General features: G+C 62.2%; 8 protein-coding genes and 2 pseudogenes. 5 read left to right on the top strand and 5 right to left on the bottom strand.

The genetic code is table 11. The annotated features are described in order from the left end of the window. Positions 1–739 precede the first annotated feature (739 nt). Positions 740–1369, top strand: a complete 630-nt coding sequence (locus tag V1283_RS12545) for a L,D-transpeptidase (protein WP_334386799.1) — start codon at positions 740–742, stop codon at positions 1367–1369. Between the two features lie 30 nt (positions 1370–1399). Here V1283_RS12545 and V1283_RS12540 read toward each other — a convergent pair whose 3' ends face one another. The 3 genes and pseudogenes from V1283_RS12540 to V1283_RS44690 form a co-directional block, all read right to left on the bottom strand. Further along, positions 1400–2260: a DUF4118 domain-containing protein gene (locus V1283_RS12540; protein ID WP_334386798.1), complete on the bottom strand. Its 861-nt coding sequence runs from the start codon at positions 2258–2260 to the stop codon at positions 1400–1402. A 277-nt stretch (positions 2261–2537) separates the two neighbouring features. Continuing rightward, a pseudogene (locus V1283_RS12535) lies at positions 2538–4082 on the bottom strand (PAS domain-containing sensor histidine kinase); the annotation flags it as partial. Positions 4083–4226: 144 nt separating this feature from the next. Then, positions 4227–4730, bottom strand: a pseudogene (locus tag V1283_RS44690) (CHASE3 domain-containing protein); the annotation flags it as partial. A gap of 229 nt (positions 4731–4959) precedes the next feature. On the opposite strand from V1283_RS44690, the gene V1283_RS12530 reads away from it, so the two are divergent. From V1283_RS12530 to V1283_RS12520, 3 genes are all read left to right on the top strand, one after another. Further along, a complete protein-coding gene (locus tag V1283_RS12530) occupies positions 4960–6357 on the top strand; it encodes an ABC transporter substrate-binding protein (protein WP_334386797.1) in 1398 nt (465 codons plus the stop codon). A 300-nt stretch (positions 6358–6657) separates the two neighbouring features. Further along, positions 6658–7077, top strand: a complete 420-nt coding sequence (locus tag V1283_RS12525; RefSeq protein ID WP_334393037.1) for a CopG family transcriptional regulator — start codon at positions 6658–6660, stop codon at positions 7075–7077. Positions 7078–7082: 5 nt separating this feature from the next. After that, positions 7083–8276 (top strand): extracellular catalytic domain type 1 short-chain-length polyhydroxyalkanoate depolymerase, encoded by a 1194-nt coding sequence (locus V1283_RS12520; protein ID WP_334386796.1) that lies wholly within the window; start codon positions 7083–7085, stop codon positions 8274–8276. Between the two features lie 37 nt (positions 8277–8313). Here the strand turns inward: V1283_RS12520 and V1283_RS12515 are convergent, their stop codons facing one another. After that, the gene (locus V1283_RS12515; protein ID WP_334386795.1) at positions 8314–9069 is read right to left on the bottom strand and encodes a ThuA domain-containing protein; all 756 of its coding nucleotides are present in this window, start codon (positions 9067–9069) and stop codon (positions 8314–8316) included. Positions 9070–9161: 92 nt separating this feature from the next. Continuing rightward, positions 9162–10670 carry an amidohydrolase family protein gene (locus V1283_RS12510; RefSeq protein ID WP_334386794.1) on the bottom strand — a complete coding sequence of 503 codons (1509 nt, stop codon included), beginning with the start codon at positions 10668–10670 and terminating at the stop codon, positions 9162–9164. Between the two features lie 825 nt (positions 10671–11495). Between V1283_RS12510 and V1283_RS12505 the strand changes: the two genes are divergently transcribed. Continuing rightward, positions 11496–13220 carry a pyrroloquinoline quinone-dependent dehydrogenase gene (locus tag V1283_RS12505; protein ID WP_334386793.1) on the top strand — a complete coding sequence of 575 codons (1725 nt, stop codon included), beginning with the start codon at positions 11496–11498 and terminating at the stop codon, positions 13218–13220. Positions 13221–13251: the final 31 nt, after the last annotated feature.

The raw sequence follows: 13251 nt of genomic DNA, 5'->3' as shown, positions 1-13251 counted from the left end.
GACTGCCAGTCGTGGTGTGGATGTACCTCCGTAATCATCTTGTCGTGCGCGCAGCCGCATCCGCGCCCCGTCACGCGAAAGCGTCGCCCAACTGCGAAGGGTCCATTACGATTTTCGCCAAGGCGCCCGATTACGGCGACACTTAGCGAACGTCGAGCCTGTGCTCAGCCGTGTCCGTTGTCGAAGTTGACATCGCGGACCAGCGGTCTTCAAAACTCGCAGTCGGGAGTTTGCTCGCGTCAACCGTGAGGTCTTTCAACATAGTCGTGCCGGGGGAGACGACAAAGCCGTCGGTCCAGGGCGCGTGCGACCTCATGGTGGCAGCGGTTGCGGCAACAGCAAGCAGGGCGACAGCCACGAACCCAGTAATCGTTCGATGCCTCGTCATCAGAACCTCCTGTGGTCCCAAAGCCCCTTAGTTGTGGGTCACGGGAACTTCGCGAAGGTTCAACGGCAATGCGACAAGTATGGATTGCGCGAATCCACAGACGGACAACGAAGCTGTCCCAAATTCGAATCGCTGCTCAGACTGGGCCTGGGGGTTGCGTACCCGTACATTCGAGTGATCGGCCAACGTCCGCGTTGGTGCGCATTTGCGGACGACATCTCTCAATAGTGGACATTGGCTCGGCAGGTCCGTTTGACGCGAGGCAGGGTGACAAGTTGCCAAGCGCCGCCTTGATTTCTGCACTATTTGAGCAGCAAATGGACGGATGTGTAACGCTTTGGAGGACTGGCTGTGTCGAAGTCCGGGGTTGCGTTGCTGTTTGTGGGATTGCTCGGGTCCGTGCTCGGAGGCTGCATGCAAGCCACGCTTGCGCCGTCGTCCAATGCCAGTTTGACCCCAAGGGACCGGCAGTTGCTCGCCCACCCGCCCTATGCGCAGGCGAGCATTCCGGAGACTTATCGCCGACATATTGTCGACTACACGCGCAGGGAGCAGCCAGGCACGATCCTGGTCGATACCAACTCCAAGTATCTCTATTACGTCCTGCCGGAAGGCAAGGCGATCCGCTACGGCGTGACGGTGGGCGAGGAAGCGCTGGCCTGGTCCGGCGTCGCTACGGTTGGCAAGACGGCTGAATGGCCGGACTGGATCCCGACGGCAGAGATCCAGGCCCGGCTCGGCCCCTACCCGAAGCGCGTCGCCGGAGGTCCGGCCAATCCGCTGGGCGCGCGGGCGCTCTACCTTTACGAGGGCAACAAGGACACCCTGTACCGCATCCACGGCACCAACCAGCCGGAATATATCGGTCAGGCCATCTCGTCCGGCTGCATCCGCATGACCAACGAGGACGTCATCGATCTCGTGAATCGGGTGAAACCGGGCGCGATCGTCGTCGTGCTCCCGCCGGGTCGGAGCGCCTAGCGAATTATTGGTTCTGGTGCCCCATCGGATTCAACTTGCGGGCTGCGCATTGCGTCCAGCCCGTGGATGTTGACGCTCAAGCACCAGGGCTAAAATACGCGCAACGATCTGGACGGGCACATCTGGCGCCAGGGGACGTTCGTCCGGGTCGAATGCTATTCCAATCACAGCACTATGACCTTCGGCCGTCCCCACCGGCCAAAAGTCAAAGCGCGAGGCAATATTCGGGTAAACGCCGCTGCGCACGGTCGTTCCAGTCGCCAGCGACGATCGCGCCGCCTCCAATTCTGCCTCCTGGGGTTCCACGTCGCCAACTTGCTTGAGGGAAACCACCCTGCCCTCCGCAACGAGCATCACGACGGCAGGAACCTGGAAGAGTGCTGCAAGAGCCTTGGAAGTGATGGAGACGATCGCGGTCATATTGTCGGCTGCGACGACGTCACGGCTATAGTCTTGCAGCACAGCCGCCTGCCTTCTTAACAGTGCCGCCTCGCTCGCCCTCCGGCGGGAGGTGAAGGCAACGCCACTCACGATGAGGCCGACGACAAACAGCAGTCCAATCGCCCAGATGTTCGCGGCGTCGTCGACGGCCAGCGAGTAGCGGGGCTCGGTAAGGAAGAAATTGAAGGCGAGAGCACCCAGTATCGCCGAACAGAGTGCCGGACCCAAGCCGAGACTAACGCCGGCGATGATCACTGGCACGACAAATACGAGGGATAGATTGGGGATCGTCACCGTGTTGTCAGCACCGACAGCCACGACCGTCGCGAGGGCGGTCATCGCAATGGAAGCAAGGTAGCGCAACGACCCCGAGGCTACCGGGCCAAAAAGAGGATCGGCATCGGACGCCGATGTGATGTCCTGCCGCTGCTTCGATTCAACGTCGGTCACCGCTTCAACTCCTGCCTGGCTACCTGGGCGACAACTCGGGGGCTGAGGAGCAAACCAGCTGGAGCGAGGTGGCGCGCTGATAAAGCTGGCCCAGTATACCCCCAACTTCGCCGGAAAACACGCACCGGGCAGCCGGGCATCTCGTATCAGGTTCATGGTCCGCTGCCGTCGGCGAGGATGATCACCGCGTTGACGGCGATGCTGACAGTCGGAAGGACGCCGAGGGCATCGAGATCATAGCGAGTTACGCAGCGCGAGGCTCGGCGAAGCTGCGATCTCACGCGGCTGGATTGGACAGGACGCGCCGGACCGGGATGCTCTCGTCTCGTTCCAGCGGCAGGGTGAATTGAAAGACGGCGCCCCGCGGTTCATTCGCGCTCGCCCACATCCTTCCGCCGTGAGCCTCGACCATCGACCGGCAGATCGCGAGGCCCATGCCCATGCCTTCGGGCTTCGTCGTGTAAAAAGCCGTGAAAACGCGCTCGACATCCGCCATATCCAGGCCCGGGCCGGAATCGCGAACCGTGACGAGTATGCCGCCGTCGGCCTCTGTCTCGGTGGTGATCCGAAGTTCGCGCCTCCCCTCGTCGATGCCGCTCATGGCTTCAATGGCATTGAGGATCAGGTTCAGGATCACCTGCTGCAGCTGGGTACGATCGCCTTCCACCATAGGTAACCGGGACGCGAATTCGGTCTGCAGCAAGATGCCATGATTGAGCACTTCGCTGCGGGTCAGCGCGATCGTTTCGAGGACAGCTTCGTTGAGGTCGAACCGATCCTTCCGCGGCGGCACCTTGTTGATGAGGGCCCGGATGCCGGCGATGACGTTGCCGGCGCGCTTGCCGTCCTCGACGATACGGCTGAGGGAGTCGAGAACCTCGCCGAGATCGGGCGGTTGAGCGCGCAGCCAGCGCAAGGCGGCCTGGGCGTTGGTCACCGTCGCGGCGATCGGCTGGTTGACCTCATGGGCGATCGAGGCCGTCAACTGTCCCATCGCGGTGACTCGATTGGCGTGCGCGAGTTCCGCCTGCACGGCACGCAAGGCTTCTTCGGCAAGCCTGCGTTCGGTGATGTGCCGCCCGACGCCGCGATAACCGACAAAGCGCCCCTTATCGTCAAACACCGGCAGCCCGGAGACCGAGACGTAACGCTTGCTCCCGTCAGGGGCGGGCCGCGCGAGCTCGAAATCACGGAACGGCAGGTGGGCATCGAGCGTCTCGCGGTGCTTGCGCCAGGCCTCTTCATCAGGCTCCAGGTAAGGCACTTCCCAACGCGTCTTGCCGATCTCGGAGCCCAACTCCGGCGCGTCGGCAAGGTTCTCCGCGAACTCCTGGTGCTTAAAGCGATGCTGCGCATCGGTCTCCCAGTACACGTCGAAGGAGAACTGCACGAGGGTGCGAAAGCGCTCCTCGCTCTGACGCAGCGCCTCTTCCGCTCGTTTGCGCTCGGTCAGATCGAGGACAAAACTGACGCCTTGGTTTGGGTTTTGTTCGAACATCACCCCACCGAGCAGCACGGGCACACGGCTGCCGTCTTTCCGAAAATACTCTTTCTCGAATGGCTGGACGGTCCCGATCCGCCTCAGCTCTGCGACGGTGTGTGCGTCGCGGTCGCGCCATTCCGGCGGCGTCAGGTCCGTCCGGTGCACCCGGCCCGATGCAAGATCCTCGCGGTCGAAACCCAACATATGGAGAAACGCATCATTGGCCTCCACAATGCGGCCTTCGAGCTCCCAGATGATGATGCCGACGATGTTGGCGTCGACCAGGCGCCGGATCTTCTTGTCACGTGCCAGGAGATCGCCGTGGAGCGCGATGTTCTCTGCGATTGCCATGCGCCGCCTTGTCGCTTCGAGCCGTGCGAGCGCCAATGCCACTCCTGCCAGGATTGCGACAATGATGATGGCGGTCGCGATCAGCCAGGCCTTGCGTTGTTCGAGTGCCTCGACGCGCCTCTCCTGATCCACGCGCAGGAAGCGCTCGTGATCCACCATCTGGTCGATCTGCGACCTTATCTCGTCCAGGCTGCGGATCATCGCCAGCGTCGCCAGCCCGGAGGTGCGGGCCGTTTTGACAATGTCATCGATCTCGCGCAGCTTTGCTGCGACGGTCAGCGCCAGATGTCCGGCACGATGGCTCTGCAGCGGATCGCCCGCTACCAGCGCCTGGAGCGCCTGCGCATCCCGTCGTACGCTTTCATCGGAGACGCCATAGGCCTTGAGATATTGCGGATCGAGCGTCAGCAGATAGCCGCGCCTTTGCGCCTCGACGTCAGCGATGACCGCCCGCAGCCGATCCAGCGTCTCGAGTACCTGACGGCCGCGCTCCTGCGCAAGCGTGGCCGCTTGTCGGTCCTGCCAATATCGGAAGCCGAGAAACCCGGCCGCGACAACTACAGCTAGAAGAACTGCGACCACCAATGCCAGCGGACGAGCTAACCACCGAAAGGACTGGCTCAGAGGAGCTGACATTGGCCTAAAGTCTTCGATGCTCGCGTGCGCGGCTGTTTTCTGATGCCGACGCGGCGTATCGCCAGTATAATCAAAATACAGCCGCGGTCCGCATAGGTGAGACGGGAACCGGCAAGTCCAACCGCGCAAGATTACACCGGCCCGTTGGTCCCCTCGCAAGAGGCAAGAACGTCACGGTCAGGGCCCGCCCGCGTGTTGTGAGGGCCGATCGTCCGGCAGGAGCAAGCCCATGGCTCCAAATGACAAGTTGCGTGACAAGTTGCGTGACGCGTTGCCGCGCAGCCCAAAGTCGGCCAGCCGACGCAACTTCGTCAAGGCATTGGGCGCGGCGGGGGTGGCCTTGCCGGCGCTTGCCATGCTGCCGCGGTGGGGTTTCGCCGACGATGTCGCCGCCTATGCCAACGCCGCGATAGGTTGGAAACAATTTGCAGGGCAGACGATCACGCTCGCAGGCGCGATCCATCCCTGGTCAAACGCGATCGTTCCGCTGTTGCCTGACTTCACCAAGCTCACCGGCATCAACCTCGTTACCGACTTCCGATTGGAGACCACTTATCTGGGCGCGCTGCCGATCCAGCTCAACCGGCACGACAGCACACCCGACGTCTTCATGTTCACGACCTATGGCCAGGGTATCTCGGGCGGATGGGTCGAGCCGCTGAACGCCTATTATGCCGACAAGTCGCTAACCGATCCCGGCTGGTATGATGAAAACGACATTCTCAAGACAGCCCGGGCCTTTCCGTTGTGGCGGGACGGCGAACGCTACGCCATCCCGATCACATCAGAGGCCGTGACCTTGTTCATCAACGGCGAGGCGCTGGCAGCCAAGAACCTTGCGGTTCCCCAAACTTTCGAAGCGCTGCTGGCGACCGCCAACGCGATCAAGACCGACGAGATGTCCGGGATCGCCATGCGGGCTCAAGCCGGCGGCAATTCGTCCGTGCCGGCCATGGCCTTCCTGTTCTCCTATGGCGGGGCGATGGTCGACGACAACAAAGCCGCATTCGGCAGCCCCGAGGCAATCGCGGCCATCGAGATGTACGGTCAGTTGCTCCGTCAAGCCGGTCCTGGCGGCGTGAGCGGCTACGAATGGTACCATGTGCTGGACGACTTCCTGCAGCGCAGGACGGCGATGGCGATCGACAGCAGCAATTTCGCGACCGACATCTCCAATCCGGCAAAAAGCCACGTTGCCGGCAAGGCCATGTTCGCCGCCTTTCCGCATGTCGTTGGTCGAACGTCCGTGCCCTTCATGTCGCACTGGCAGGCGTGCATCAATTCCAGGTCGCGAAACAAGCGGGCGGCTTTCCTGTTTCTGCTGTGGGCGACAAGCAAGCCGACCTCGATGCGGACCGCCGCAGCGGGGCTGGCGACGACACGCGTGTCGGCCTGGTCGAGCCAGGGCTTCAAGAAGGCGTTCGGCGCACAGGCGGCCGAGGCGGCGCTGACCAACCTGCAGAATGCCGATGTCGAGCGCGCCAAGGCGATCCTTTTTCATCCGCAGTCAAGACCGATCCTGGACGCATTCATGATCGGCGTGAATGAAGTGGTCTCCGGAACGAGGCCGGCGAAGATTGCGATGACCAACGCCGCCGAGAAGGCCAATGCGGTGATCCGCGGATAGCGGCGCCGTTGGCGCCCCCTGCACGAGTCGCGGCAGTCCATGACTTGCTCCCCTATGGAAGCAAGGCAGTCGGCGTCCCAACGAATGTCTGGTCAGCGGAGATCAGTCAGAACCCGCGTTGCGATTGAATCGGAACGGGGACTCTTCACGCATTTTCTTGACGCGAACCGGCCTCCCCTTCGCTGGAAAACGCTCTGGCCGCGATGCCAGGAATAAACTTCCCAATGGCTCGTACCCTTGAATATACGTCAGAGACATCCATATGCCATCCAGGTAGATGGCTTACAGATGGTGAGAACGATGGCGAATAATGTCCGGGAATTTCGACCCAGGCCGCCCGAAACAGAAAAAATCACGATCAATCTTGGTTATGTCGACCTTGGTCACGTCGATCTCATGGTTCAGGAAGGGTTCTACTCGAACCGTACCGATTTCATCCGGACGGCGATCCGGAACCAGCTCGAACGTCACGCCGACGTCGTAAAGCAGTCAACGGCCCGGAAAAGTCTGGACCTCGGACTGCGAAACTACAGCCGCGAGGATCTCGAAGCGGTGCAGCGCGCCGGCGAGATGCTGCACATCAATGTCCTGGGCCTTGCCAGCATCTCCCAAGACGTGACGCCCGAGCTTGCTCGCGCCACCATCGCCTCAGTCTCCGTACTGGGCGCATTGCATGCCAGTCCGGCGGTCAAGGCCGCCCTCGCCGACAGAACGCGGTGAAGGCGATGCTGAACCAGGACATCATTCGGGAGGCGACACGCCTCACGCGCGCGGGCCAACTCGCTGAGGCCACCGCGCTCCTTCAGCGCATGCTTCGCAGCGAGCGTGCGCCAAACGCACCATCGCGTACCGGCGGTCGCATCGCTCTTGCAGGACCGCTCATCATTGATGCGAAGGCCAATGCTGTTGAGGAGACGGACAGCCCTCCGCAATCAGAGTCAGCCACCCCCGCACAACCGCGCATGCTCCGCGCGTTACCGGATCGCAAAGAGGGGCGCTCCGGGATCGGACTGCGAGGTGTGATGAAGCGCGCTCCGCTGTCCACATCGGACATCGTGCCGGAGTGCGCCCGCTTCATCGAAAGCACGTACAGCAGTCCCGCGGGAAGCCGTGCCTACAGGCTCTTCATCCCGAGCCGCTATCGGGAGCAACCGCTTCCCTTGGTCGTCATGCTTCACGGCTGTACCCAGTCGCCGGATGATTTCGCCGCCGGCACGAGGATGAACTTTCTCGCGGAGGAGCAAAATTGTTTCGTGGTCTATCCGGCGCAGCCCAGCCAGGCAAACCGGGCCAAATGCTGGAACTGGTTTCGCACAGCCGACCAGCAGCGAGGCAGAGGCGAACCCTCGCTGATCGCAGGCATCACTCGCCAAATCATGGATGACTATTTGGTTGATCGAAAGCGCGTCTATGTGGGCGGACTGTCGGCCGGCGCGGCGGCTGCTGCCATCATGGGAGCAACATACAACGATCTGTACGCGGCAATCGGTATCCATTCTGGCCTCGCGTGCGGGGTTGCTGCCGACCTTCCGTCTGCGCTTGTCGCGATGCGACAAGGTGGGTCCGATCACAAGGTAATTTCAGGTGACCGGCCACCTGTCCCGACCATTGTTTTTCACGGCGATCGCGACACTACCGTTCATCCAAACAACGGCGATCAAATTCTTGAGCAGTCTTTGGGAACGACGAGCACGCAAAAGAAGGTGCATCGCGGGCAAGTACCCGGAGGGCATGCCTATACAAGAACGATCCTGAGCGACGCGAGTGGACGCGGAATATTGGAGCACTGGAATATCCACGGAGCCGGGCACGCATGGTCCGGAGGCAACCCTGCGGGCTCCTACACCGATCCGCGAGGACCGGACGCAACAAGGGAAATGCTTCGCTTTTTTCTCGAGCATTCGCTCCCAGAGCAGTAAGGCCTTCTGGCGCAAATGCGAAGCGTCGCGGCGTTTGCTAGGGCGACCTTCGTATCGACCAGAGGATAGCATTCGCCAGGATTCGCTGGTAGCGGGCGTCCTGCCAGACCGACGGCTCGTGGCCCAGCGCTGTATAGAATACCCGCCCCTCGCCGTAGCGTCGGGTCCATGCGAGAGGCCAACCATAGAACCGCTGATGCACGCCGGTCCTGCCAAGGTCCACCGAGCTTGGGTCGAGGCGCAGGAGCACGCGTGATCCACGGTAATCGAAGTCGCTGATCTGGTAGATCTCGTCCTCGACATGCAACGAATTCCCGAGAAAACCCACCAGCGGATCGCCGGGATCGACCACCTCGATTGTCACGGGCTGATGCCAGGGATGACCATTGAAGTAGCCGCCGACCAGATCGAGATAGTCCGGCCAAGTGTAAAATGTATCCGTCGCGGAATGAACCCCGAGGAACCCGCGGCCCGAGCGCACAAAGTCGAGAAGAGCTGCCTTTTGCGCCTCGCGCATCGGAAGTTCTCCTGACGTGTAGAACATCACCGCGGCGTAGCGCTCGAGGTTTCCGGCGGAAAATTCAGACGTGTCTTCCGTTGCGGTGACTTCAAAGACACCCGAATTGCTTCCGAGCTGCGTCAAGACGGCCCTGGACAGCGGTATGACATCGTGCCGGTAGCCGGCCGAGTATGTGAAATAGAGGATCCGCGCTGGCGGGCGCTCCGCATGCGCGCCGAGTGATCGGATTGCCGCCGCGCCGCCGAGGAGCGCGATGAACTCACGTCGCCTCACGATCCCTCCGCGAAACCGAAGTGGGAGTTGGCAGCCGCACCTCCTCTACGCCGGCGAAGCCTGCCCACTCCGCCGGCGCAGCCGTTGGACATTTACGCGGCGCGAACGTAGCCGTAGCGCAGGTTCGAGGGCTCCTGGGCCGCGAGCGCATACTCGTTCTTGAGCGCCGCAAGCCGGTCTGCGGAAAAGGCCGGCATCCTGGTGTTGTCAGCCGCCTTCAGCCTGATCTTGTAGAACCTGGTGGCGTTGCCGCCGAAGATCAGCTGCTTGGTGTCGCTATTGGCGTCGCCAAGTGGCGCAAAGCCGTATTTCTTTTGCATGTCCACCGGAATTTCGAGGCGGCGCAGCGCCTCGATCTGCCACTGCGGCGAGCCGTACCAGACCGAGTCAGTTCCCCACATGACGTGATCGACCCCCATGCCCTTGATCAGCGTGCCGACCAGCGCGGCGCAGAACTTCGGATGTGCCACCGCCGAGTTGGCAAAGGAGGTGCCGAGCTCGGCATAGACATTGGTGACGCCGAACTTCTGCGGGATTTCCGCGAGATCCGTGGCCCACTGGATGCGGCCGGTCTGCTCGAACTCCGCCCAGGCCTTGTCCGGCAGCTCGAGGAACGCCCGCAGCGCGGAGTGATAGATCACGAAGTTCATCTGCGGCCAGTCCTTCGCCGCCTTTCCGATGTCCCACGCAGTTGCGTATTCCCACACGCCAGCGAACGATTTTTCGTAATCGGGCGGCAGCAGCCCCTTGTGGATGCACAGCGTGTTGATGCCGGCCTTCACCGCTTTTTCGTAGAACGGATACATCACCTGCTCGTCGTCGAGCCGCCACGGGAATTTCGAGGGGGCCAGCGGATCGCCGATCGTGTAGGACTTCCAGGAGTCGGGCTTGTAGATCTCGATCGCCTTGTCGACCTCCTCCATCCAGCCGGGCTGCTTCGGGGTGATGACGCTGTGCGCCAGCAGGCGGCGCGAGCCCGCGAAGTCATTGATGAGTTCGCGGGCCTTGACGATCTGCTCGTTGGACAGAAGCCACCAGCTCGGATCGTCGAACGGCGCGCCGCTCAACAGCGCCATGTTGGTGTCGCTGTCATAGTAGATCTCTTTCACATAGTTCTGGAACTTGTAGCGGGCGAGCGAGGTGACGCCCTCCTCCTTCATCTTCGGATTCCAGTGCTGGCTCGCAAAGTCCGCCAGACCCAGCAGCTCCTTGTGATCGAACTCGTCGCGCACGAAATGGGTCTGGACGTCGAAGATGAACTGGCCGGCGAGGCCTTGCGCGCGCGCCTGCATCAGCTCGGGCTCGCGGGCCTCCGCGGGTGCGACCTGGAAGACATTGCCGTAGATGTCGTTCATGGCGAGGAATGCCGCCGCCATGCCGCAGCTCGTGTGCAGGAACTGCCTGCGGCTCAAGCCGAGGTGCTTGCCGTTCAGGTCTGCAAGCTCGTTGATCCGCGCCTCGACCTTTTTTTGTGTCGCGCTCTGCGGGGGCGGCAGATACTCGCCGTTGGAAACAATCTGGGTGGGAATCGGCGTTGCCGCCGATGCCGCCTCGGCGCCAGCTACGAGGCGCTGCTCGCGTTCACTAAGCCAGGTGCTCATCGTTCTCCTCCCTTGTTGGCGTCGACAGTGCTGTTCAGCGCGCGCACGAGGCTCGCGAATGCGGCTCACTCCCGGTCAGTTGGACGGACCATGAGGCGTACCTTCCGCCTGGCTACGGATGGAGCCATCGCACTCGCTTCACGCCAACGCGCTTCTCTTCATCGTGTCATCCTGCGCGAGCGCAGGCACACCAAGAAAACTACTTGCGGTGGTGGCGTATGATCGCTGAATTCAATGCCCAAACCTCGATTGGCGCAAGCGATGTAATCCGACAGTCACACTGTCCAAACCCCGCTCTCATTGCGACCGGCGGGTCTGCCTGAATGAGCGCGACCCACTCCCATGATGCTCGGGTGGTGATGCCGTACTTGACACGCTGGCGCAGCGCTATCGCCTGCCCTCCTCCTGCGCGGTGGCCGGAGCGACTGAGACTTCAGCCGAAGGTTGCCACGGCCGACCGGGGCTCCACAAAAAAACAACAATCCGGTCAACTAATGGGCGTTGCGCATTCGAGGGACGTGTCATGGTGCACTGCATCGACATCGCCGGGGGCAGCAAGGGGCAGGCAGGCCCTGGCAATGATCGCATGTGCCGCCGTGCACTGAATTGGCGCCCTCCTCGAAAACAATCCTTCGCCCGAACCTCCGCCCCGCTTCTCACTCAGGCTGCAAGACACGCTGCCGTCTCTTCGTGACGGCGGTCCCGCTGCTCCGTACCATCTATCTCGAACTCCTGACCCTATGAGGCATTGAGGCCAGGACATCCTTGCCAAAGGTCGCGACGAAAATTCGGCCCAACAAACAAACTGCAAAGGGAGGGATACAGATGATTTTCCATGAACGATATCTTGCCGGCTGCGCCGCGCTGGCGGTGGCAGCACTAGTCACCGTCTCGCCGACGCGCGCTCAGGACGCCGCGGCGCTGAATGCCGAGGCGGCCCAGAACGACTGGCCGACGCATCACGGCACCTACAAGTCCTACCATTACAGCGGCCTCGACCAGATCAACACCGGCAACGTCAAGAATCTCGAAGTCGCGTGGATGCATTTCCCGGAGCGCGCGACCCGCGGCATTCAGTCGACGCCGCTCGCCATCGGCGGCGTGTTGTACTATTCGGGCTCCTACAGCCGTGTCTACGCGCTGGACGGAGCGACCGGCAAGACAATCTGGGCGTATGCGCCGGAGCTCGACGAGGAACTGGTCGCCAAGCAGACGCACTCGCCCTACAACCGCGGCATCGCGATCGGACACGGCAATCTCTATGTCGGCACGGTCGACGGGCGCCTGATCGCGCTCGACGTGAAGTCCGGCAAGCAGGTGTGGGACACCAAGCTGCTGGATTCCAAGAGGATGACGGTTGGCTTCACCGGCGCGCCGCTGGTGGTCAAGGACATGGTGATCATCGGCGCCCAGGGTGGCGAATGGCCCCATCGCGGACCGATCTTCGGGGTGGACGGCAAGACCGGACAGAAGAAATGGGAGTTCTTCACCGTCGCCGGTACCGAAGAGGCCAAGGCGACCTGGGGTGGCGACTCCTGGCGAACTGGCGGCGGCGGCGGCTGGATGCCGGGAGCCTATGATCCGGAAACCAATTCAGTGTGGTGGGGTACCGCGAACCCGGCGCCGCTCTACGACTGGGGGGGCGCGGACTGGAAGAAGAGCGGAGCGCGGCCGGGCGATAATCTCTACACGACATCGGTCATTGCGCTCGATCCCGATACCGGCAAGCTCAAATTCCACCATCAGGAGCTGCCGCACGATGCCTGGGACTTCGACTCTTCGGTCGGCGAATTCGTCATGATCGACCGTGGCGGCAAGAAGCTCGTCGTGCACGCCAACAAGGGCGGGTACATCTTCGTCTATGATCGTTCCAACGCCAAGGTCGAGAACGTCTGGCCGCTGGTAAAGAACATCAACTTCGTCAAGAGCATCGATCCGAAGACCGGCGAACTGATCGGACGCCGCGACCTCGCGGAAGGCAAGGTGGACCCGCCGCTGTGCCCGGCGATCATGGGCGGCATCAGCTGGAACTCCGGCGCCTACAGCCCCAAGAACGGGCTGTTCTACCGGATCGGGCAGGAGTGGTGCATGGAGCTGACCGTCGAGAAGACCACGCCGATCCTGGAGCCGATGGCCCAGCTTAACATCGGTGCCACGTTCAAGGCTGTGGCGCCTCCGGATGGACCGGCCCGTGGTCATCTTAGCGCCCGCGACCCCGTCACCGGCGCCAAGAAGTGGGAGGTCACCTACCCGCAGCCGCCGCTCGCCAGCGTGCTCGCCACCGCGGGCAATCTGGTGTTCGTGCCGGATTCCGTAGGCATCGTGCACGCCTATAATGCGGACACTGGCGAAGAGCTCTGGTCGCGCAACAACGGCATGGGACATAACGCGGGCATCATCAGCTACATGGCCGGCGGCAAGCAGTACGTCGCCGTACCGGCGGGCTGGGGCAGCCTGGTGGGCGACGAGTTTGTCGCGCTCTTTGGCGAGCCCTTCAAGAGCATGCCGAAGAATACCGGTGCCCTGGTTGTCTTCGCGCTCAGGCAATGACACGCGCGGGCGGCAGGGGGCGATCGCTCCT

Origin of the sequence: Bradyrhizobium sp. AZCC 2262 (assembly GCF_036924535.1) — a bacterium.
Lineage (GTDB): Bacteria > Pseudomonadota > Alphaproteobacteria > Rhizobiales > Xanthobacteraceae > Bradyrhizobium.
The sequence above is the reverse complement of the archived record's forward strand: the minus strand, read 5'-3'. Positions and strand labels throughout refer to the sequence as shown.